Below are 22,462 nucleotides of genomic sequence, written 5' to 3'. Positions count from 1 at the left end.
TTCCCAGTAAAATAAAGGAAACAAGCCATCCCAAGGGCAGAATTTTGTAGTCAAATGTAGCCAAACAACAAAATCATAACAACCTCAGAGACCACCACACTTACATGAAAAGCAATTCCATCGCAAAACTTGCGGCAGTCTTGCCGCTGCTGGTCGCCGGCCAGGCCGGGCACGCGCAAAACGCCGGCCGCCACTTCGACAGCGTCACCCGCCGCGACGGCCAGCTGGAAGTCCACACCAGCGACGGCAGTTACGTCATCAAGCCCTACTCCGCCGGCATCGTCGAAACCACGTTCGTGCCGAACGGCGAGCAGCTGGATCCGGCCTCGCATGCGGTGGTGCTGGCGCCGGCCAACGTCAGGACCACGCTGGTCACAAAACTGAATAGCATCGAATATGCCACACCCGGCATCGTCGTCACCATTACCAAGTCGCCGTTCCAGATTTCGTATGCCTACAAGGGCAAGCGCCTGGTCGCGGAAAAGCATGGCTACATCAAGGTCAGGGACGACGTGGCCACCGGCAGCAAGGATATCAACAAGGGCGAGGCGCGCGAGCTGGAAGGCATCGAGTTCGCGCTGGACAAGGACGAGGCCTTGTACGGCGCCGGCGAGCGCGCGGTGGGCATGAACCGCCGTGGCCATCGCTTCACCTTGTACAACAAGGCGCACTACGGCTACGACGACAAGTCCGAACAGATGGGCTATGCGATTCCGATGGCGCTGTCGTCGAAGATGTACGCGATCCACTTCGACAATCCACAAACCGGCTACCTCGATTTCGACAGCAAGAAGAACGACAGCCTGACCTACGAAACCATCGGCGGCCGCAAGACCTACCAGGTGATCGCCGGCGACAGCTGGGAGGACGTGGTGGGCAACTACACCAGCCTGACCGGCAAACAACCGTTGCCGCCGCGCTGGGCCTTCGGTAATTTCGCGATGCGATTCGGCTACCGCAACGAGGCCGTCGCGCGCGACACCGTCAACAAATTCATCGCCGACGATATCCCGCTCGACGCCATCGTGTTCGACCTGTTCTGGTTCGGTAAAGAGATCAAGGGCACGATGGGCAACCTGGCGTGGGACAAGGACAGCTTCCCCAACCCCACCGGCATGATCGCCGACTTCCAGAAAAAAGGCGTGCAGACGGTGGTGATCACCGAGCCCTTTATTCTCGATACGTCCGGCAAATGGAAGGAAGCCGTCGAGCAGAAGGTGCTGGGCACCGACGCCGCCGGCGCACCGCTGGCCTACGACTTCTACTTCGGCCACACCGGCTTGATCGACATCTTCGGCAAGCCGGGCAAGGACTGGTTCTGGAACATCTACAAGGGCCTGCGCCAGCAGGGCGTGACCGGCGTGTGGGGCGACCTGGGCGAACCGGAAGTCCACCCGACCGCCATGCGCCACGCCACCAGCAGCGCCGACCAGGTGCACAACATCTACGGCCATCAATGGGCGAAGCTGGTGGCGGAAGGCTACCAGCAGGACTTCCCGAACGAGCGCCCATTCATCCTGATGCGCGCCGGGTACTCGGGCACGCAGCGCTACGGCATCATCCCGTGGTCCGGCGATGTGGACCGGAGCTGGGGCGGTTTGCAGGCGCAGCCCGAGATCTCGCTTCAGATGGGGATGCAGGGCACGGGCTATATGCACTCGGACCTGGGCGGCTTCGCCAACCCGGTGCTGGACAATGAGCTCTACACGCGCTGGCTGCAGTACGGCGTATTCCAGCCGATCTTCCGCCCGCACGCGCAGGACGAGGTGCCACCGGAGCCGGTCTATCGCGAAGACCGCACCAAGGCGCTGGCGCGCGAGGCGATCCGCCTGCGCTATCGCCTGCTGCCGTATAACTACACGCTGGGCTTCGACAACAACCAGAAAGGCCTGCCGCTGATGCGCCCCATGCTGTACGAGGAACCGGGCAACGCCAAGGTGCGCGCGATGTCGTCGACCTACTTGTGGGGCAAGGACTTCCTTGTCACGCCGGTGCTCAAGCAAGGCGCGACGACAGCCGATGTCTACTTCCCGGCGCGCAGCGCGTGGTTCGATTTCTACAGCGGCGAGAGGCACGCCGGCGGCGCCACCGAGTCGGTGAAGCTGAGCGACGACCACGTGCCGGTCTACGTGCGCGCCGGCGCCTTCATCCCGATGGTCAAGGTGGTGCAGACCACGCGCGACTACTCGACCAAACAACTCGAACTGCACTACTACCACGACGCCTCGGTCGGCGCTGGCGCGGGCAAGCTATATGACGACGACGGCGCCACCGCGCAAGCCTACGAACAAGGCAAGTACGAACTGCTGCACTTCGCCAGCAAGCTGCAGGGCCGCAGCCTGACCCTGCGCATCGCATCGGAAGTGGGCAAGCAGTACGAACGTCCCGAGCGCAGCATCGCGCTGCAGGTGCATAACGTGACGGCCCACCCGTCGCTGGTGCGCGTCGAAGGCAAGCCTGTCATCTTCGTCTGGGACGAAGCGGCCAAGGTGCTGAACATCCAGCTGCCGGCCAGCAATCAGCCTGCCCGGAGTGTCGTCGTCACCCTGTAAGCGTGTATGATTGTCGGCCATCGAATCGACCGGTTCGATGGCCATACAAGACTACAAGGGAGATGCCAGTGTCACCAAAAATCATCAGCACGCTGTTCGCGCTTAGCGCCATGACAGCCGCCAGCACCACCGTGCTGGCTGCCCCCGCAAAAAAACCAACCGTCGCGGAAGCCGAGCGTTTTCTCGCCGACACCGAAGAGCGACTCAATAAGCTCAACAACGAACAGTCCCGGGGCGCCTGGGTCGGTTCCAACTTCATCACCGACGACACGGAAGCCATCGCCTCCTTCTTCGCCGAACGCTATCTGACGGCGGCCGGCGAGGCGGCGATCGGCGCGCGCCGCTTCAACGGCTTGAAGCTGCCGGCCGAATCGGCGCGCAAGATGATGCTGTTGCAGCAGACGCTGGTCTTCGCCGATCCGAAGGAACGCGAACAATACGCGCAGCTGCAGGCCGCGATGAACGGCGCCTACGGCAAAGCCAAGTACTGCCCGAAAAAGCCCGACGGCACGGCCGACGCCTGCATGGCGCTGGGCGAAATGGAGAAGGTCCTGGCCAACAGCCGCGACGAGGCCAAGCTGAAGGAAATGTGGACCGGCTGGCACGCGCAATCGCCGTCCTACAAACAGAAATACATCGAGTATGTCGCCCTGTCGAACAAGGGCGCCAAGCAGATGGGCTTTGTCGATACCGGCGCGATGTGGCGCGCGCAGTACGACATGCCACCGGAGGCCTTCTCCGCCGAGATGGAACGCCTGTGGCAGCAGGTCAAGCCGCTGTATGAAGCGCTGCACACCTACACCCGCTACAAGCTGCGCCAGACCTACGGCCCGGACGTGGTGCCGCTCACCGGCCCGATTCCTTCCCACCTGTTCGGGAATATGTGGAGCCAGAGCTGGACCAACCTGTACCCGATCCTGAAGCCTGCGACGGGCGCCAGCAGCTTCGACCTGACCAAGGTGCTGGAAGAGCGCAAGACCGACGCCAAGCAAATGACGCAGTACGCCGAGCGCTTCTACACCTCGCTGGGCATGCAGAAGCTGCCGGAGTCGTTCTGGGAACGCTCGCTGCTGACCAAGCCGCGCGACCGCGACGTGGTGTGCCACGCCTCCGCCTGGCCGCTGAACGAGAAGGACGACGTCCGCATCAAGATGTGCATCACGCCGACGGCCGAGGACTTCACCACGATCCACCACGAACTGGGTCACATCTACTACTTCCTCGCCTACACCAAGCAGCCCTTCCTGTTCCGCAACGGCGCCAACGACGGCTTCCATGAAGCCATCGGCGACACGGTCGCGTTGTCGATCACGCCGAACTATCTGCAGAAGGTCGGCCTGATGGACAAGGCGCCGGATGCCGACGCCGACATCGGCCAGCTGCTGGAGCGCGCATTGAGCAAGGTCGCGATCCTGCCGTTCGCCTACTCGGTCGACAAATGGCGTTGGGACGTCTACTCCGGCAAGACCAAGCCGGCCGACTACGACAAGAGCTGGTGGCAGCTGCGCGAGCAGTACATGGGCATGAAGCGCCCTGTCGCCATCGACGCCAGCGGCGCGGGCTTCGATGCCGGCGCCAAGTACCACGTGGCGGCGGACGTGCCGTACGCACGGTACTTCCTGGCCGATATGCTGCAGTTCCAGTTCCACCGCGCGCTGTGCCGCGAGGCCGGCTACACGGGTCCACTGCATCGCTGCTCGGTGTACGGCAACGCCAAGGCCGGCGCCAAGCTGCAGCAGATGCTGGCGATGGGCGCGAGCAAGCCGTGGCCTGAAGCGCTGAAGGCGATTTCGGGCGAGGACAAGATCGACGGCGGCGCGCTGCTCGACTACTTCGCGCCGCTGAAAACCTGGCTCGATACGCAGAACGCAGCTTTCGCCGCGGCGGAGAAGAAGTAAGCCACTCCTGAGTGTATGTTAAGTTAATGATTTGGCACCCCATCGAAGGGTGCCAAATCATATAACTACACATATAACCTCAGGAGATAAAATGGGTCTTGGACTGGTGAAGAACGTCGTCATCGTCGGCGGCGGCACCGCTGGATGGATGACCGCCGCCGCGCTGTCTACGCTGATTTCAAACGGATGCAAGATCCGCCTGGTCGAGTCGGACGAGATATCGACCATCGGCGTCGGCGAGGCCACCATCCCGGTCATCCGTGGCTACAACCAGCTGATCGGCGTCGACGAAAACGAATTCCTGCGCCAGACCCAGGGCACCTTCAAACTCGGAATCGAATTCGTCAACTGGGGCAAGCAAGGCGACTCCTACATCCACGGCTTCGGCGTGATCGGGCGCGATCAGCTGCTCGCCAAGTTCTACCAGTACTGGCTCAAACTGTACCAGGACGGCCAGGTACCGGACATCGAACACTACTCGATCAACACCGTCGCCGCCCGCAAGAACAAGTTCCTGCGCGCCGTCAGCGACAGCACGGGCTCTCCGCTGTCCGATATCTCCCACGCCTTCCACTTCGACGCCGCGCTGTACGCCAAATACCTGCGCGGCCTGAGCGAAAAACGCGGCGTGCGCCGCACCGAGGGCCGCATCACTGAAACCGTGCTGCGCGCCGACGACGGCCATGTCCAGGCCATCGTGCTGGAAAACGGCGAGCGCATCGAGGGCGACCTGTTCATCGACTGTTCGGGCTTCCGTGGCCTGCTGATCGAGGGCGCGCTCAACACCGGCTACGAGGACTGGTCGCACTGGCTGCCGTGCGACCGCGCGATCGCCGTGCCGTGCGAATCCGTCAGCCCGCTGCTGCCCTACACCCGCTCCACCGCCCACGACGCCGGCTGGCAGTGGCGCATCCCGCTGCAGCACCGCATCGGCAATGGCCACGTCTACTGCAGCAAATTCATGGAGGCGGAACAGGCGGAGTCCATCCTGATGAATAACCTGGACGGCAAGCCGCTGGCGCAACCGCGTCACCTGCGCTTCACCACCGGCAAGCGCAAACGCGCCTGGAACAAGAACGTGGTGGCCATCGGCCTGGCGGGTGGCTTCATGGAGCCGCTGGAATCGACCAGCATCCATCTGGTGCAGACCGGGATCACGCGGCTGCTGACGATGTTCCCGCACAAGGGCTACGACCAGCCGGACATCGACGCCTTCAACCAGGCGACCGACGAGGAATACGCCGCCATCCGCGACTTCCTGATCCTGCACTACAAGCTCAATGCGCGGGAGGGCAAGCCGTTCTGGGACTACTGCCGCAACATGGAGATACCGGCCACGCTGCAACGGCGCATGGACCTGTACCGCAGCAATGGCCGCATCATCCGGGGCAGCGATGAACTGTTCACCGAAACCAGCTGGCTGCAGGTGATGCACGGCCAGGGCCTGCGTGCCAAGGGCTACCACCCGCTGGTGGACCAGCGCTCAGCGGAGGACATCGCCGCCTTCCTGGGCAACGTCAAGGAGGTGGTGCTGCGCTGCGCCGAGCATATGCCGACGCACGAGGAATACATCGCCTCGTGCTGCGCGGCGCCACCGCTGTAAAAACGCTTAGCGCATGCCGTAGTTGGGCCGCTTCATCTGCATCGCCGCCGATGCGCAGTGGGCGTTGATGAAGTCTTCGTGGCCCGGCATCTTGGCGGCGCAGTTCTCCACCACGGTCTTGATGGCGCGCAGGTGGGCCTCGATCTGCTCCTGCGGATACAGGTCCACCAAGGGGTGGTAGGACTGCGGCCGCATGCCCTGACCCAGCATCACCTGCAACCAGCTCACGGACGCGAACATCTCGTCCTTCTCGCGGTAGAAGCGGCCGTGCTGCTTGAACAGGTCCATCTTCTGCTTCAGGCTTTCCGGCACTTCCATCGTGCGGCAGTAGTTCCAGAACGGCGTGTCGTCACGCTCCGTCGCGTGGTAGTGCAACACCAGGAAATCGCGGATCTTGTCGACTTCGAAGTGCGCCTGGCGATTGAATTCGTCGATGTTCTGCTGGTTGAAATCGCGGTCCGGGAAAAAGCTCATCAAGCGCGCGATGCTTGACTGGATCAGGTGGATGCTGGTCGATTCCAGCGGCTCCATGAAGCCACTGGACAGGCCGATCGCCACGACGTTCTTGTTCCAGATTTTCTTGCGCTTGCCGGTAACGAAGCGCAGCGGCTTGGGCTCGGCCAGCGGCGCGCCGTCGAGGTTCGCCAGCAGCTGCGCGGTGGCTTCGTCGTCGCTGATGTATTTGCTCGAGTAGACGTGGCCATTGCCGATGCGGTGCTGCAGCGGGATGCGCCACTGCCAGCCGGCGGTGCGCGCGGTGGCGCGCGTGTACGGCGTGACCGGCCCGCGCGATTCGCACGGCACCGCCAGCGCGCGGTCGCACGGCAGCCAGTGGGTCCAGTCCTCGTAGCCGGTTTTCAGCGCGCCTTCGATCAGCAGCCCACGGAAGCCGGAGCAGTCGATGAACAGGTCGGCCTCGATACGCTCGCCGTTCTCCATCGTCACCGCCGCCACATGGCCGTCGCCCTCGCGCAGGATCACGTCGGCGATCTTGCCCTCGGTGCGGACCACGCCGCGCGCTTCGGCGAACTTGCGCAGGTAGCGGGCATAGAGGCCGGCGTCGAACTGGAAAGCATGGGCGATGTGCGACACCGGTGAGTTGCCGGCATCAACCGCACGCATGAATTTGTTCTGCGGCGCGGCCACCGCCGCCAGCGAGTAGGCGCCGAAGTCCGGCGCCAGCCCTGCCTGGTGTAGCTTGAGCCAGTAGTGGTGGAACTCGACCAGCCCCATGTCCTGGCCGATGCTGCCGAAGGTGTGGATGTAGTTCTCGCCCAGCCGGCCCCAGTCGACGAACTGGATGCCCAGCTTGAAGGTGCCCTGCGTCTCGCGCAGGAAGTCGTCTTCGTCGATGCCCAGCGCCTGGTTGAACAGTTTGATCTGCGGAATGGTGGCCTCGCCCACGCCGACCGTGGAGATCTCGTCCGACTCCACCAGGCGCACCTGGTAATGGCCGCCCAGCAGTTTGGACATGGCCGCCGCCGTCATCCAGCCGGCGGTGCCGCCGCCGACGATCAGTATCTGCTTGATGCGGCGGTCCGCTTGATTGTGCTGCATGCTTGTCTCCAGCTTTTGTATTGTCCGATATTGTGCACGAAAAAAAACACCCCCTGCCGGCTGCTGCTGACAGGGGGTGTTTTGGACCGGTCCGAATTACATCTTGTAGTTCAGGCCCAGCAGCATGGTGCGGCCGTACTTGGTGTACTCGCCCGGCACTTTCAGGGTGCCGTTGCTCAGGGTGGTCTGGTAGGCGGCGTCGTTCGCGTTGATCACCTGGAACAGCAGCGACAGACCTTTGTACTGGCCTTCCTTGAACTCGTAGCCAACCTGGAAGTCCACTTGCGCGGCGCCCTTGATGTCGGTGAAGGTGCGGTCGGCGCCGAAGCCGGTCACTTCGCCACGGAAGTTGGAGCGCTCGCTGCGGGTTACGCGTGCCGAGTAGCCCGACTTCTCGTAGAAGAACTGAACGTTCGACACGGTGCGCGACAGGCCAGGCAGTGCGCCGGTGGTGCCAGGACCGTCCGGAGCGATCTCGCTCTTGGTGCGGGAGATCGAACCGGTGGCGCCGAAGCCGTCCAGGCCAGTCCACAGGACCTTGCCGTCGATGGAGCCCGACAGTTCCACACCCTTGATCGAGCCGCCGGTGCCGTTGGCTGGCTGCTTCAGCGTGCCGATGTTCGATTTCGGCGTCACGCCATCGTTAGGATAGCTGGTGAAGTCGAACGGCAGGATCTGGTCGTAGATGTAGGTGCTGAGCTTCTTGTAGAAGGTCGCGGCACTGAAGTAGGTGCTCTTGTCGAAGTACTTCTCGTACGTCAGGTCGATCGCGTTGGCGCGCCATGGCTTCAGCTTTGGATTGCCGCCGTCGCCGGACCAGACCAGCTTGGTGGTGTCCACCGACGCGCTCGACGACGCGCGCAGCTGGTCCAGGCGTGGACGGGCCATCGTCTTGCCCAGGCCGAAGCGTACGTGCTGCTCGCTGCCCAGGTCGAAGTTCAGGTTCAGGCTAGGCAGGAAGTCGTTGTACGAGGTGCCCTCTTCCGCGGTCTTCGGCTTGTTCAGGTTGCTGGTGTCGACGTTGAACGCGCTGGAGCTCTGGTTGGTGTGGATCATCTGCACACCGAAGTTGCCCTTCACCGGAACGCCCCAGGTGTCGTCGATGCCGACCTTGGCGTAGGCGGTCGAGACCTTCTCGCTGACCAGCCAGTCCTTGTTGTAGATGTCCTGGTGGATCTTAGGCGTCTGCGTGTACACGCTGTTGAGGGCGCCCATGATGTCGTAGGCCATGATGCCAGGGATGCCGGCAAAGCCCAGCGAGGTCGGGTCCTGGATCAGGTTGGACGGCACGCCGATCGGGGTGCGGCCGTTCTTCAGGTTGACCAACATCTCCGCCGATTGGCGGGTCTTGTCGCGCTTGGTGAAGTTGACGCCGATGTCCAGGTTGCTGAACATGCCGTCCAGGCTGCGCTTGGCCGAGAAGCGGGCCGATTTCAGCTTGTCGGTCACTTGCGGATACTTGACGTAGCCGTCCTGGCCCCAGCCGCCCGAATCGCTCAGCTTGACGATCGAAGGATCGGCGTAGTTCAGGCCGGTGGTCACTTGCGGCAGGCCGGTGTTGTTGTCGCGGACGATCTTGGCGGTGTCGGTGTTGGCGGCGCCAGCGTAGGTTTCCAGGATCATGTCCTGGCGGTCAGCCTTCGAGTAGCTGAAGTCGGCCATGCCGGTCCAGTCTTCGTTCATGCGCAGCTTGTTGTTCCAGCCGATGGCGAACAGCTTGTCGCGGTTGGTGTTCAGGTCGTTGCGCAGCACGGGCTTGATGCCGCCCACGGTCGCGCTCTGCAGCACCTGGGTGCCGCCGTAGCTGGCGAACACCGGGTTGGCGTAAGTCAGGCCGCCGATCCAGTTGCCGGTGCCGAACTGCATGCCACGGATGGTGGTGTCGGAATCGAATTTCGAGTAGTAGGTGTCGACCATCGACTGGAAGTCGCGGTTCGGTTTCCACTGCACGACCGCCATCAGGCCGTCGCGGGTCTGCTTGGTCGAGCCGGCGTCGATCTCGTTGCCGGAGTTGGCCAGGCCGGTGGTGCTGCCGGTCTTCGGATCGATGCCGTAGCCCCAGCTGCTCCACTTCTGGTACTGGCCAGGGGAATCCAGGCGGGCGTAGCCAACCGCCACACCCAGGGTGCGGTTGTTGAACTGGTCGATATAGATGCCGCTCAGGCGGTAGCCCTTGTCCTTGTAGCCGGCGTTCTGCTTGCCCAGCGAGTTCTTCTCGCCGCGCACGTTGATCGCCATGGTGCGGCCCGGGAACTCCAGCGGACGCACGGTCTGCAGGTCGACGGTGCCCGACAGGCCCTGGCCAACCAGCGATGCGTCAGGGGTCTTGTAGACCACGGCGCCGTTGATCAGTTCCGATGGATACTGGTCGTATTCGACGCTGCGGTTGTCGCCGGTGGACGCCTGTTCACGACCATTGAGGGTGGTGGTCGAGAAGTCTGGCGCCAGGCCGCGGATGCTCAGCACCTGGGCGCGGCCGGCCACGCGTTGCGCGGCCACACCTGGCAGGCGCGACAGCGATTCGGCGATCGACACGTCCGGCAGCTTGCCGATGTCTTCAGCGGAAATCGCTTCAACGATGGATTCGGAATTCTTTTTAACGGAGATCGCGTCTTCGATACCACGGCGGATACCGGACACTTTCACCGTCTGGATGACAGGCGCGTCGGCGGCTTGGCCGGCAGTCGCGTCTTGCGCGTAGGCGGAACCGGAAATGGCGGACAGCAGCATTGCGCAGCCGGCGGCTACCGGGCTTAATTTAAATGCAACGCTGGTCGGAGCAGGGCTTGCGCCGCGCTGGTTGGTGGATTTCATCATCAAATGTCCCTCACTCGTCTAAAAACACACCCGCGACAACTACAGCCTGCTCTCGCACCATCGACTACACGGGTTCCAAGGATTGCAAACGTTCTAAAAGACGTTCTATGAAGAATTTTGTACTAAAACTAGATTCTGTGTCAATCAGACTTCAGCCGCGCTACGCCCGCAGAGTGGTGCCTGCCCTTGGGCGGCCCGTGAAAAAGCCGTGCGCGTTGTATTTCGGCTACAGAAGCAGGCTGTTGAAAGTGTAGTGGAACTACATATTTGACCTGAATGGGACTTCGATACGTAGCATTTCCGACGCCGCCGCCACGGCAAAGTTGCTGCACGGATAATTTTAAGACAGGCTCAACAATGAAATGTACTAAAACTAGAATCCTGCATTTGATGACCCGACTCTTTCATAGTATTCTCGGGCGGAACTGCACAGAAAAACAGCTGTAGTCCGACTACCTGATGGAGACACCATGAGCAAAATCCTCGCCGCCGCGCTGCTGTCAGCGCTGCCGTTCATCGCCCACGCCGGCAATTACCGCATCGAGCACATGGACCCGCCGCTGTGGTGGACCGGCATGCACAACGGCGCGCTGCAACTGATGGTGCACGGGCCACGGATCGCCGACCTGGAGCCGGCGCTGGCCTACCCCGGCGTGCGCATCGCCTCGGTGGAGCGGGTCGCCAACCGCAACTACCTGTTCGTCAACCTGGAGATCGCGCCCAACGCCGCGCCGGGGAAGATGGACCTGGTGTTCAAGCGCGATAGCCAAGCCGTACACTACAACTACCAGCTGCTGGCGCGCGCCGCCGGCTCGGCCCAGCGCGCCGGCTTCAACAGCAGCGACGCCATTTATCAGGTGATGCCGGACCGCTTCGCCAACGGCGATCCCGCCAACGACAACGCGGCCGGCATGACGGAACGCGCCAACCGCGCCGACGCCTCCGGCCGCCATGGCGGCGACCTGCGCGGCATGGCCGATCATCTGGACTACATCGCCGGCATGGGCTTCACCACCGTCTGGCCGACGCCGCTGCTGGAATCGAATTCGCCGGCCTACTCCTACCACGGCTACGCCACCACCGACCATTACCGCATTGATCCGCGCTACGGCAGCAACGAGGAGTACCGCGCCTTTGTCGCGCAGGCGCGCGCGAAAGGCCTGGGCGTGATCCAGGACGTGGTGCTGAACCATATCGGCGACAAGCACTGGTGGATGCAGGACATGCCGATGGCGGACTGGCTGACCTACCAGGGCAAGTTCGTGCCGACCGAGCACCATCGGGTAGCGCTGCAGGATCCGTACGCGTCGGAGGAGGACAAGCGCAACTTCACCGAGGGCTGGTTTGTCGAGAGCATGCCGGATCTGAACCAGGCCAACCCGCATGTGGCGACCTATCTGATCCAGAACGATATCTGGTGGATCGAGTATGCGGGCCTGTCCGGACTGCGGGTCGATACCTACGGCTATTCCAACACCGCCTTCCTGAGCCGCTGGTCCGGCAGCGTGATGGCGGAGTATCCGAAGCTGAACCTGGTGGGCGAGGAATGGAGTCCGCTGATCCCGGTGGTGGCGCACTGGCAGGAGGGCAAGCGCAATTTCAACGGCTACGAGTCGCACATGCCGAGCATGATGGACTTCCCGCTGACCGATGCGATGCGCCGCGCGCTGGCCGCGCCGGAAGGCGCCGAGCATGGGCTGACCAATCTGTACGAGACGCTGTCGCAGGACTATCTGTATCCGAACGCCGGCAACCTGGTGCTGTTCGAAGGGAATCACGACATGTCGCGCATCTACAGCGAGCTCAATGCGGACGACGGTTTGTTCCGCATGGCGATGGCCTTCGTCGCGACGGCGCCGCGCATCCCGCAGTTCTACGCCGGCACGGAGATTCAGATGACCAGCACCACCAAGGGCCGCGACGATGCGTCCTACCGGCGCGACTTCCCCGGCGGCTGGCGCGGCGACGCGGTCAACGCCTTCACCGGCGCGGGGTTGAGCGCGCAGCAGGCGGCCGCGCAGGCGTATGTGAAGAAGCTGTTCAACTGGCGCAAGGGCGCATCCGTGATCCATCACGGGAAGATGATGCACTACGGGCCGGAGCAGAACACCTACGTCTACTTCCGCTACGACGGCGCCAAAAAAGTCATGGTAGCCTTGAACAAGAACACCACCGACACTGTGCTGAAAACCGCGCGCTTCCATGAGATGCTGAACGGCGTGCGCGCCGGCGTCGACGTCATCAGCGGCAAGCGCGTTGCGCTCGATGGCGAAGTGACGCTGCCCGCGCGCTCGGCGCTGATACTGGAGATCGAACAATGAAGCTGTCCCGCCGCCGCCTTGGCGCCTTGTCCCTCGCCCTGCCCGCGCTGGCGGCCAGCGCCGCCACCACGCTGAGCACCAGCTATCCCACTTGGGACGGCAAGCAGGAGACCGTGCGCTACACCACGCCGGACGCCGGCGCCCAGCAGCGCAGCTATAAACAATCGACCACGATGCGCGTGCGCGACGGCGGCAAGCAGGAGATCAACTACGCTGAGGCGGAGGGGCTGCCGTCCGTCCGCAGCGGCAACCTGGCCTTCGATGCCTTGTTCGCGCTGGCCGGCGCGGAGATGAAGCAGGACTCGGTCCGCGAGATCCGCGACGGCAGCTATAACAGCGGAAAGCCCATCGCCTGCGATTGCTTCGAGACCGGAGAGTTGTGGCACTACGTGTGGACGCGCGACCTGTCCTATGCGGCCTCGCTGGGACTGGGCATGCTGGACCCGCGCCGCGTGCGCAATTCGCTGGAGTTCAAGCTGTCCGGTTATCGCGATGGCGTGCGGCCGGGCGCGCATGTCGCAGGAAGCGCCGACGGTTTGCAGATCATCCAGGACACCGGCAGCGGCGGCAGTTGGCCGGTCAGCACGGACCGCGTCAGCTGGGCCTTCGGCGCGGAGGAGGCCTTGAAGGCGCTGGCGCCTGATGAACGCAAGGCCTTCGCGGCGACCGCGCTGCGCGCGCTGTCCAACACGCTGGAGAACGACCGGCTCGCCGTCTACGATACGGCGGATGGCTTGTACAACGGCGAGGAATCCTTTCTCGACTGGCGCGAGCAAAGCTATGCGAACTGGATCGCGGGCGACCTGGCCAACATGGCGACGTCCAAGGCGCTGTCCACCAACGCCGGACATTACAAGGCGCTGACGCTGGCGGCGCAGCTGGCGCGGGAACAAGGCGATGCGGCATTGGCGGACAAGTACGCGGCGTGGGCGGCGGATCTGAAGCGCGCCATCAACCAGCGCCTGTGGCAGGCCGACGCCGGCATGTACAGCAGCCTGACGGCCGGCCACTTCGACGGCGTGCCGATGTACAAGTACGACTGGCTGGGGCAATCGCTGGCGATCGTCACCGGCATCGCCGACCGCAAGCAGGCCGAGAGCATCCTGGCGCATTATCCGCATGGCCCGCTCGGGGCACCGGTGATCTATCCGCAGCAGCCGGGCGTGGCGATCTATCACAACCGCGCCATGTGGCCGTTCGTGACAGCCTTCGGCCTGAAGGCGGCGGCGATGAGCGGCAACGTCGCCGTTGCCGATGCGGCCTACGATACGCTGATGCGCGGCGCGGCGCTCAACCTGTCCAACATGGAGAACCTGGAGTGGCTGTCGGGCCAGCCGATGCTGAAGGACCGCGACGGGCAGCATGACCTGAGCGGGCCGGTGGTGGACTCGCGCCGGCAGTTGTGGTCCGTCGGCGCTTACCTGGGGATGGTGGTGGGCGGCGTGTTCGGCGTGCAGACGACGGACGACGGCATCGCGCTGCGTCCGTTCGTGACGGCCAGGCTGCGGCGCGAGGCGTTCGCGGGCAGCGATGCGGTCACGCTGAACAACCTGGCGCTGCGCGGCAAGCGTGTGCAGGTGAGGCTGTCGCTGCCGCCCGCAGCGCGTGGCGACGGTTACTACGAAGTCGATGCCGTCACGCTGAACGGCAAGCCGGCGTCGGCTTCGCTGGCCTGGTCGGCGCTGGCCGAGGACAATGTCATCGAGGTCCGGCTCGGCAAGCTGGTGGCCGGTCAGCAGCTCAAGCGCAGCGTGGATGCGCAACCGCTGGCGGCCAGTCCTGCCGTGTATGCGCCGCCGGAGCCGCGCATCGTCAAGCTGGAACGCGGGACCTACGGTTTCCCGACGCTGCATCTTGAAGGCGCCGGCAAAGGTGTGGTCTACAACGTCTACCGCAACGGCAAGCTGGCCACGCAGCGCCTGAGCGCCAAGACGTGGGCAGACCGCCGCGCCACGCTGCCGGGCCATGGCGAGAGCGATAACCTGTGCTACTCGGTGGAGGCGATGTATGCCGGCTCGGGTAACCGCAGCCATCATAGTGCGCCGGTCTGCCTGAACGATGGCATGGAGATCGGCGCCGGCGACAGTCGTGTGCAATCGAGCGTGGCCGAGGCCGACGGCCATATCGGCGGCTGGGGTGCGCCGGCCGATAGCTTCGCGGTGCGGGACATCAAGGTCGAGCGCGACGGCGACTACGCCTTGCAGCTCAAATACCGCAACACCGCGCACCAGGTCAACCTGGGCATCAGCGGCGGCGTGAAGTGGATGACGCTCAAGGACGGCAACGGCGCGGTCGTCGCGCAGGGCGTGGTGGCGCTGCCGCATTCGCCGGCCAACGCCGGGCCGTCATGGTCGACGCCGTTGAAGGCGGCGCTCAAGACGGGCAGCTACCGCATGGAGCTCGGCGACTTCTACAACATGAGCTACCTGCAGAGTAACGCCACCTATGGCGATGCGGGCGGCGTCAAGGGGCCATCGAACCGATTCGATATCCACGGCGTCCGCATCATGCCGCTGCCGCGCGCCGCGGGCGCGGCAGGCGGCGGCTAACCGGTCGCGTCCACCGGCGCCGCCAGGCGGCGGCGGTTCACCAGCAGCGTCTCCAGCTCGTCCGGCGGCACGGCGGCGCTCAGGCAGAAGCCAAAGGCTTCGTCGCAGCCCATCGCCGTCAGCTGGTCCAGCTGCTCCCCGGTTTCCACGCCGCCGGCGATCACCTGCATGTTCAGCGTGTGGGCCATGGCAATGATGGCGCGCACCATCGCGCCCTCGTCCGCCGCCCTGCCGTCGCCGTGGCGCTCGGCCGGATGCAGGGTCGTGCGGCGCAGGTCGTCAACGAAGGAGTTGTTGATCTTCACCATATCTACCGGGAAGCGCCGCAGGTAATTGAGCGACGCATAGCCGGTGCCGAAATCGCTGATCGAAATGCGCATGCCCAGCTCCTTGAACTGGCGCAGCACAGCCTCGCAATTCTGGTTCTTGTCGATCAACATGCCCTCGGTGATTTCCAGTTCGATGTAACGCCCCGGCACGCCGGCCCGCTCCAGGATGTCGGCAAAGACGCCGGCGATATCCTTCTGGTAGAACTGGCGCTGCGACAGATGCACCGACACCGCCAGCGGATGGCCCAGCTCCATCCAGCGCCGCGCCTGGGCGGCGGCGGTGGCCAGCACCCACGCGCCCACCGGCAGGATCAGCGCGCTGTCCTCCAGCACCGGCAGGAAGTCCGGCGGCATCACCAGCCCCAGTTCCGGATGACGCCAGCGCAGCAGCGCCTTGACGCCGGTGATCTTCTGCTCGTTCAGATTCAGCTTGGGCTGGTAGGTCAGCACGAACTCGCCGTGCTCCAGCGCGTGGCGCAGCGCGGTCTCCAGCACCACCCGCGAGTACGCCTTGGCCTGCATGCTGGGCGCGAAGCGCACCCCGGCGCCCTTGCCGCGCTGCTTGGCCGCGTACATCGCCAGGTCGGCCTTCTCCAGCAGCGCCTCGATGTCCAGGTCGTCGTCGGGATAGACGGCGATGCCGATGCTGGCGGCCACCGCCAGCGTCTCGCCGTGGACCAGGAACGGCGAGGCGATCGCCGCGTTGATCTTGTCGGCCACCTGCTGCGCGTCCTGCGCGCAGCGCAGCTCGGTCAACAGCACGATGAACTCGTCGCCACCCTGGCGCGCCACCGTGTCCACCTCGCGCACGCACTGGCGCAGGCGCTGCGCGAACTGCACCAGCACCTGGTCGCCGGCATCGTGGCCGAGCGTGTCGTTGATGGCTTTGAAATGGTCGATATCGACAAACAACACCGCCAGCAGGCTGCCATGCCGGCGTGCGTAGGCGATGCCATGCTCCAGCTGCAACTGGCATTGCAGCCGGTTGGGCAGGCCGGTCAGGTTGTCGTGGTGGGCGATGTAGTCCAGCCGCATTTCCGCGTCGCGGTGGGCCTCCAGCGCCGATTGCAGCTGAGCGCAGCGGGCGCGCATGCCGCGCACCCGCAGTTCACCGTACCACAGCGCCAGCAGACTGAATGCAACGCCGGCCAGTACCGGCAATAGACTGTTCATGCTGTCCCTTTCCGTCCCGGGGAAGAGGGAAGCATACTCAATAGATCAGCAGTTCCAAGCGTGTTCGCGCCCGTATTTGAGCGGCATCAAAAGACGCACCGCAATCACGCCGCTCCGGCCACCTGCAACCTGCGCCGCGGGGCTGCCGGCGCGTGGGGCGCATGCCGTTGCCCCTGCAGCTTGAACACGCTTACCGCCGCCGCCAGCCCGGCCGCCTGCTGCTCCAGCGCGTCGGCCGCCGCAGCGGCCTCTTCCACCAGCGCGGCGTTCTGCTGGGTCACGCTGTCCATCTGGCTGATGGCGATGCTGATCTGTTCGATGCCGTCGCGCTGCTCGACGCTGGCGACCGAGATCTCGCCGATGATGGCGGTCACGCGCTGCACGCTGGCCACCACCTCGCCCATGGTCTCGCCGGCCTGGCCAACCAGCCGGCTGCCGGCCTCCACCCGCCCCACCGAATCGCCGATCAGTTCCTTGATTTCCTTGGCGGCCGCCGCCGAACGCTGGGCCAGGTTGCGCACCTCGGAGGCGACCACGGCGAAGCCGCGTCCCTGCTCGCCCGCGCGCGCGGCTTCCACCGCCGCGTTCAGCGCCAGGATGTTGGTCTGGAACGCGATGCCGTCGATCACGCCGATGATGTCGACAATCTTGCGCGACGATTCGTTGATCGACCCCATGGTCCGCACCATCTGCTCGACCGCGTCGCCGCCCTTGGCCGCCACGCTGGAGGCGGTGTCGGCCAGCTTGCAAGCCTCGGCCGCATTGGCATTGTTCTGCTGCACGGTGGTGGTCAGTTGCACCATGGCGGCCGCGGTTTCCTCCAGCGAACTGGCCTGCTCCTCGGTGCGGCCCGACAGATCGAGATTGCCGGCGGCGATGTCCACCGCCGCGCCGTGGATGGCGTCGGTGCCGACGCGCACCTGGCCGACGATGTGGCTCAGGTTGCCCTGCATGCGCTTGAGCGCGCCAAGCAAGACCCCGATCTCGTCGGTACTGCGGACGTGCACCTCGCTGCTCAGATCGCCCGAGGCCACGGTCTCCGCCATGCTGACCGCCTCGTGCAGCGGCACCGTGATGCTCTTGATCAGCCACAGCACCGTGACGCAGCCGACCACCAGCGTGACCAGCAGCGTGACGCCCATGGCCAGCATCGCCCGTGCATGCTCTGCCTGGTTCTCGGCCTCCATCTCGACGATCATGCGCTGCGATTCCTTGCCGATGAAGGCGACGATGTCATCGATCTTCTTGGTCGGCTCGCGGTCCATGCCCTTCACCAGCGCGTCGACCACGTGGGCACTGTCCTGGCTGGCGGGATCGTATTTTTCCAAGGCCCCCATATAGCGCTTCACCAGCTCGTTCTGGGTAGCGATCGCCTCGTCCATCAGCGGCGTTTTCAGGTCCAGCCTGGCCAACAGCGCGTTCAGCTTCTGCAATTCGCCGCGCGTGGTTTCGCCGCCCTTGACGAAGGCCTTGCTGTACTTGTCGAAGTTGGCAGGATCGTTGCCGCGCAGCAGGGTGTTCTTCCACTCCTGGACCTGGATCTTGAATTCGACCTGGGCGCTGCGCGCCATGTCGACAGCCTGCGTCAGCGCTTGCATGCGTTGCATGGCGACCGCATTGGCCGCGTTGCTGGAATCCAGCGCACGCCAGCCGCCGGTGGCGACCACCAGCAGCGAGACAAAGAAGAAGCCGCCCAGCAAACCCAGCCGCACGCCTATGTTCAGGTTGGCGAGTTTCATTAGTATCCCCTTCGGTAAACATTCAACCCGTACAAGACCCGCGCGACGGTGTGGCCGCCGCGAATGTGTGACTTATATTTTTTGAATTGCCGCCGTTTTTTGGGGACCAGGCAACCTTTAGTTCTTAAAATCCATCATGCGCCCACGCGCCAGAAAATCCAAGCCACCCCTCTCAAAAAGCTATCGAATTCCCGCCGTTGCAACAGATCAAGTAATCAGTCCTGCAACTCGATGCGGTAAATATTGGTAGGACGCTCATGCGGCGGCAGCTTGCGCAGCTCGACAAACTCCAGCCCCAGCTTTTGCAGCAGCCGGATCGAATTGAAGTTGCCCGGATCGGTCAGGCCCAGCAGGCGCTTCATGCGCAGCCGGTCGCGCGCGTAGGCCACCACGGCCACCGCCGCCTCGTAGGTGTAGCCCTGGCCGAACCAGGCCGGGCGGATCGCGTAGCCGATGTCGACGTCATCCAGGCCGTCGCGCTTGATCAGGCCGCACAAGCCCAGCGGCGCGCCGTCGCTCTTGCGCTCCATCACGTACAGCGAATGGCCCCGCTGCTCCTGCATCGCGCGCGGCCCTTCGATGATGGCCTTGCGCGCATCGTCGATGCTGCGGATGCCCTTGTCGCCGATAAACTCCAGCCAGGTCGGATCGTTGACCAGGTCAAAGTAAAAATGCGCGTCATCGACGGTGATGGTGCGCAGGCTGAGGCGTTCGGTTTCCAGTATCTTCATGCATCGGGCCAATGAGAAGGATCGTCCAGCAACTGGTACATGACGTACACGTCGACATAGCCGAGATGGGCGTGATAGTAGGCGCGCGGCAGCGTGCCGACGATGGTGAAGCCCAGCTTCTTCCACAGCAGCACGGCGGGCACGTTGGAGCTGACCACGTAGTTGAACTGCATCGCCAGGTAGCCTTGCGCGCGGGCGCGGTCCAGGCAGTCGCCGCCCAGCAGCTTGCCGACGCCGACGCCCTGCGCCGCCGGGCTGACCATGAAGGAGGCGTTGGCCACGTGCGCGCCGCGGTCGCGCTGGTTGGCGATCAGGCGGTACATGCCGACCAGCCGTTCGCCGTTCAGGACCGCCACATACGATTGCACGCCGGGACCGAACCAGTACGCATGGCAATCCTCGCGGCTGGTGTCGGCGGCGAAATAATAGGTGTCGCCGGTGGCGATCAGTTCCTGGAAGATTTCCCACATGGCGCCGAAGTCGGCTTCCGAGGCGGGACGGATGGCGATTTCTTTCAAGTCGGCTCCAGGCGGATTAAACAGTGTTTGATTGTCAGGTATTTCCGATGGCAAGTCCAGCCTCAGCGCCCCAGGCGGAAGTCCACCGTGGCCGGCCGGCCCGGCAAGCTCAGGCGCGCCTGCGCGCGCGGCGCCTCGGCAATGACCTTGCCGCGCCGCATCACCAGGCGGCGCGCCGCGCGCAGGCGGATCGCCTCCACCGGATCGGCCGCGTCCAGCAGCACCAGGTCGGCGTGGCAGCCCACCGCCACGCCGTAGTCGCGCAGGCCGAGGATGCGGGCCGGCGCCGCCGTCACCGCCTGGTAGCAGGCGCGCATGGCGTCCTGCCCGGTCATCTGCGCCACGTGCAGGCCCATGTGCGCCACCTCCAGCATGTCGCCCGAGCCCAGGCTGTACCACGGGTCCATCACGCAGTCGTGGCCGAACGCGACCTCGATGCCGGCGGCCAGCATCTCCGGCACCCGCGTCATGCCGCGCCGCTTCGGATAGCTGTCGTGGCGGCCCTGCAGCGTGATGTTGATCAGCGGATTGGCGATGGCCGCCACGCCCGCCTCGCGGATCAGCGGCAGCAGCTTGCTCACATAATAGTTGTCCATCGAATGCATGGACGTCAGGTGCGAGCCGGCCACGCGGCCGTGCAGGCCGAGGCGGTTGCTGTGGTAGGCCAGCGTTTCGATGTGGCGCGACATCGGATCGTCCGACTCGTCGCAATGCATGTCCACCATCAGGCCCTGCTCGGCGGCGAACTCGCACAGGATGCGCACCGACTCGGCGCCGTCGGCCATGGTGCGCTCGAAGTGCGGGATGCCGCCCACCACGTCCACGCCCATGCCGACCGCGCGCTTGAGGTTGGCCAGCGCGGTCGGGCTGCGCAGCACGCCGTCCTGCGGGAAGGCCACCAGCTGCATGTCCAGATAGGGCGCGACCAGGCGCTTGACCTCCAGCAGCGCCTCCACCGCCAGCAGGCGGTCGTCGCAGATGTCGACGTGGGTGCGGATCGCCAGCAGGCCGCGCGCGGCGGCCCAGTCGCAATACTGCAGCGCGCGCCCGACCAGCGCCTGCTGGGTCAGCTCGGGCTTGAGCTCGCCCCACAGCGCTATGCCTTCAAGCAAGGTGCCGGAGGCGTTCACGCGCGGCAGGCCATAGCTGAGCGTGGCGTCCATGTGGAAGTGGGCATCGACAAACGGCGCGCTGAGCAGGTCGCCGCCGGCGTCGATTTCCTGCGCGCCCTTGAGCGGCAGCGCCGGACCCACGGCGGTGATGCGGCCGTGTTCGATGGCGACGTCCACGCCCCGTTGTCCATCGGCCAGGCTGGCGTTCCGTATTACCGTCTCGATCACCGCATCCATCCGCGCTCCCGGTTTATTTTTTTGTCCAGTATGAAAATTCCGACTCGTAGCAGACCGTTTCGATCTCCGCGATCTTTTCCTGCATCGCCGCCTGGGCGTCGAGGATGGCCTGATTGTAGACAGACGGGCCGATTTCGCGCAAACAATAATCGAGCAGCAGGCGCGCCTTCAGCTCGCCCACCTCCTCGTCCATGTTCTCGGCGCAGTAGCGCTGGATGGAACCCAGCAGGCGTTGCTCGACTTCCTTGTTCAGTTTGATGGCCATGCGTTTCCTTTTTCATTGAATTCGATAACTTGTTGCAGCGCAGTAATCCAGACTTTTTTCCTGTCTGCATTGCGGTAGATCAACATCCGTGCGGGTAGTGTCCATGCGGCATGTTTCCTTGTTGTGGGCTTTGCGACATGGCAGATAAAATAACTTTCCAAGCCCGGCTTTCGCCGCTAGAATGGGCATATTGCAATGCATCATAATGCACCCCGCGTGCGCAGCTTGACCGACATTCTAATCGTCTCAGGAGAAACCATGTCTTCGATCACCGAACAGTTTTCCGCAGCTACGAAGTCCCAGTTGGAAGCCCAATTCAAGATCTTCAACACGTTTGCCAGCACCGCCGTCGAGAGCGCGGAAAAGGTCATCGCGCTGAACATCAGCACCACCAAGGCTTCGGTGGAAAAATCGTCGGCAGCGGCAAAAAAACTGCTCGGCGCCAAGGACCCGCGCGAATTCTTCAGCCTGAGCGCCGCCGAACCGGCCAGCTTCGACAACCTGCTGGCCTATGGCCGTGAACTGTACAGCATCGCTTCCGGCGTCCAGAACGAGTTGATCCAGAGCGCGCAGTCCACCATCAAGCAAGTCTCCGACCTGGCCGCCGCGCCGGTCACCGCGCTGAAGGCCGGCGTCAAGGCGGCCGCGCCCGCGCCGGTAGCCGCAGCGCCAGTCACCCCGGTGGCAGTGGCTGCCGCGCCGGTCGTGGTGGCGCCGCCGGTGGTCGCAGCAACGGCGGCGCCGGCCAACGAGCCGGTCGCCGCGCCGGAAGCCAAGGCGGCCAAGGCGCCGGTCAAGCCCAAAGCCGCCGAGGAAGCGCCGGCGCCGGAGGAAGTCAAGGCCGCCGTCAAGCGCTCGTTCCCGGCGCCGCCTGAAAAACCGGTGGCCGCCGCCGTCGACAGCAAGCCGGAACTGAAGTCCGTGCCGGCGCCCAAGGTCAAACCCAGCAGCAAGCAGCTCGACATGCTGAGCAGCAGCAAATCCAAGAAGTAAGCTAGCGCCGCGTTGGCGCCGGGCACGTCCGGCGGGCATGTTGTATCCTAGCGGACTACGCGCTAATC

The 22,462-nt window shown here is 64.2% G+C and carries 14 protein-coding genes; 6 read left to right on the top strand and 8 right to left on the bottom strand.

Annotation, left to right across the window (positions count from 1 at the left end):
• The first annotated feature begins 104 nt into the window (after window positions 1-104).
• The 3 genes from GTP90_RS17530 to GTP90_RS17520 all read left to right on the top strand — a co-directional run bounded on the left by GTP90_RS17530 (window position 105) and on the right by GTP90_RS17520 (window position 6,053).
• A complete protein-coding gene (locus GTP90_RS17530) occupies window positions 105-2,552 on the top strand; it encodes a glycoside hydrolase family 31 protein (protein ID WP_161084761.1) in 2,448 nt (815 codons plus the stop codon).
• A gap of 62 nt (window positions 2,553-2,614) precedes the next feature.
• The gene (locus tag GTP90_RS17525) at window positions 2,615-4,450 is read left to right on the top strand and encodes a M2 family metallopeptidase (RefSeq protein ID WP_161084760.1); all 1,836 of its coding nucleotides are present in this window, start codon (window positions 2,615-2,617) and stop codon (window positions 4,448-4,450) included.
• Window positions 4,451-4,541: 91 nt separating this feature from the next.
• A complete protein-coding gene (locus tag GTP90_RS17520; RefSeq protein ID WP_161084759.1) occupies window positions 4,542-6,053 on the top strand; it encodes a tryptophan halogenase family protein in 1,512 nt (503 codons plus the stop codon).
• A 6-nt stretch (window positions 6,054-6,059) separates the two neighbouring features.
• Here the strand turns inward: GTP90_RS17520 and GTP90_RS17515 are convergent, their stop codons facing one another.
• Window positions 6,060-7,610, bottom strand: a complete 1,551-nt coding sequence (locus GTP90_RS17515; protein ID WP_161084758.1) for a tryptophan halogenase family protein — start codon at window positions 7,608-7,610, stop codon at window positions 6,060-6,062.
• A 96-nt stretch (window positions 7,611-7,706) separates the two neighbouring features.
• On the bottom strand, window positions 7,707-10,427 hold the full coding sequence (locus GTP90_RS17510) for a TonB-dependent receptor (protein WP_254451913.1): 2,721 nt from the start codon (window positions 10,425-10,427) through the stop codon (window positions 7,707-7,709).
• 470 nt (window positions 10,428-10,897) lie between these two features.
• On the opposite strand from GTP90_RS17510, the gene GTP90_RS17505 reads away from it, so the two are divergent.
• Window positions 10,898-12,748 carry a glycoside hydrolase family 13 protein gene (locus tag GTP90_RS17505; RefSeq protein WP_161084757.1) on the top strand — a complete coding sequence of 617 codons (1,851 nt, stop codon included), beginning with the start codon at window positions 10,898-10,900 and terminating at the stop codon, window positions 12,746-12,748.
• Window positions 12,745-15,297, top strand: a complete 2,553-nt coding sequence (locus tag GTP90_RS17500) for an MGH1-like glycoside hydrolase domain-containing protein (protein WP_161084756.1) — start codon at window positions 12,745-12,747, stop codon at window positions 15,295-15,297. The genes GTP90_RS17505 and GTP90_RS17500 overlap by 4 nt, the downstream gene beginning before the upstream one ends.
• Here the strand turns inward: GTP90_RS17500 and GTP90_RS17495 are convergent.
• From GTP90_RS17495 to GTP90_RS17470, 6 genes are all read right to left on the bottom strand, one after another.
• On the bottom strand, window positions 15,294-16,799 hold the full coding sequence (locus GTP90_RS17495) for a putative bifunctional diguanylate cyclase/phosphodiesterase (protein WP_161084755.1): 1,506 nt from the start codon (window positions 16,797-16,799) through the stop codon (window positions 15,294-15,296). The two genes, GTP90_RS17500 and GTP90_RS17495, sit on opposite strands and share 4 nt — an antisense overlap.
• A 104-nt stretch (window positions 16,800-16,903) precedes the next feature.
• The gene (locus tag GTP90_RS17490) at window positions 16,904-18,538 is read right to left on the bottom strand and encodes a methyl-accepting chemotaxis protein (RefSeq protein WP_161084754.1); all 1,635 of its coding nucleotides are present in this window, start codon (window positions 18,536-18,538) and stop codon (window positions 16,904-16,906) included.
• Window positions 18,539-18,753: 215 nt separating this feature from the next.
• On the bottom strand, window positions 18,754-19,269 hold the full coding sequence (locus tag GTP90_RS17485; protein WP_161084753.1) for a GNAT family N-acetyltransferase: 516 nt from the start codon (window positions 19,267-19,269) through the stop codon (window positions 18,754-18,756).
• The gene (locus GTP90_RS17480; protein WP_161084752.1) at window positions 19,266-19,787 is read right to left on the bottom strand and encodes a GNAT family N-acetyltransferase; all 522 of its coding nucleotides are present in this window, start codon (window positions 19,785-19,787) and stop codon (window positions 19,266-19,268) included. Before GTP90_RS17480 ends, GTP90_RS17485 begins: the two co-directional genes overlap by 4 nt.
• Before the next feature lie 62 nt (window positions 19,788-19,849).
• Entirely contained in the window at window positions 19,850-21,124 is a 1,275-nt protein-coding gene (locus GTP90_RS17475) for an amidohydrolase family protein (RefSeq protein ID WP_161084775.1), read from the bottom strand.
• 25 nt (window positions 21,125-21,149) lie between these two features.
• Complete coding sequence (locus GTP90_RS17470; protein WP_161084751.1) at window positions 21,150-21,401, bottom strand: DUF2164 domain-containing protein; 252 nt, start codon at window positions 21,399-21,401, stop codon at window positions 21,150-21,152.
• A 258-nt stretch (window positions 21,402-21,659) separates the two neighbouring features.
• Between GTP90_RS17470 and GTP90_RS17465 the strand changes: the two genes are divergently transcribed.
• Complete coding sequence (locus GTP90_RS17465; protein ID WP_161084750.1) at window positions 21,660-22,394, top strand: phasin family protein; 735 nt, start codon at window positions 21,660-21,662, stop codon at window positions 22,392-22,394.
• Window positions 22,395-22,462: the final 68 nt, after the last annotated feature.

This window comes from Duganella vulcania, assembly GCF_009857655.1.
GTDB lineage: Bacteria > Pseudomonadota > Gammaproteobacteria > Burkholderiales > Burkholderiaceae_D > Rugamonas > Rugamonas vulcania.
Note: the sequence above shows the minus strand (reverse complement) of the source record. Positions and strands in the feature narration are given on the sequence as shown.

Coding starts and splice junctions, on each gene's coding strand:
- GTP90_RS17530 (WP_161084761.1), top strand. CDS start 105: ATGAAAAGCAATTCCATCGCAAAACTTGCGGCAGTCTTGCCGCTGCTG.
- GTP90_RS17525 (WP_161084760.1), top strand. CDS start 2,615: ATGCCAGTGTCACCAAAAATCATCAGCACGCTGTTCGCGCTTAGCGCC.
- GTP90_RS17520 (WP_161084759.1), top strand. CDS start 4,542: ATGGGTCTTGGACTGGTGAAGAACGTCGTCATCGTCGGCGGCGGCACC.
- GTP90_RS17515 (WP_161084758.1), bottom strand. CDS start 7,610: ATGCAGCACAATCAAGCGGACCGCCGCATCAAGCAGATACTGATCGTC.
- GTP90_RS17510 (WP_254451913.1), bottom strand. CDS start 10,427: ATGATGAAATCCACCAACCAGCGCGGCGCAAGCCCTGCTCCGACCAGC.
- GTP90_RS17505 (WP_161084757.1), top strand. CDS start 10,898: ATGAGCAAAATCCTCGCCGCCGCGCTGCTGTCAGCGCTGCCGTTCATC.
- GTP90_RS17500 (WP_161084756.1), top strand. CDS start 12,745: ATGAAGCTGTCCCGCCGCCGCCTTGGCGCCTTGTCCCTCGCCCTGCCC.
- GTP90_RS17495 (WP_161084755.1), bottom strand. CDS start 16,799: ATGAACAGTCTATTGCCGGTACTGGCCGGCGTTGCATTCAGTCTGCTG.
- GTP90_RS17490 (WP_161084754.1), bottom strand. CDS start 18,538: ATGAAACTCGCCAACCTGAACATAGGCGTGCGGCTGGGTTTGCTGGGC.
- GTP90_RS17485 (WP_161084753.1), bottom strand. CDS start 19,269: ATGAAGATACTGGAAACCGAACGCCTCAGCCTGCGCACCATCACCGTC.
- GTP90_RS17470 (WP_161084751.1), bottom strand. CDS start 21,401: ATGGCCATCAAACTGAACAAGGAAGTCGAGCAACGCCTGCTGGGTTCC.
- GTP90_RS17465 (WP_161084750.1), top strand. CDS start 21,660: ATGTCTTCGATCACCGAACAGTTTTCCGCAGCTACGAAGTCCCAGTTG.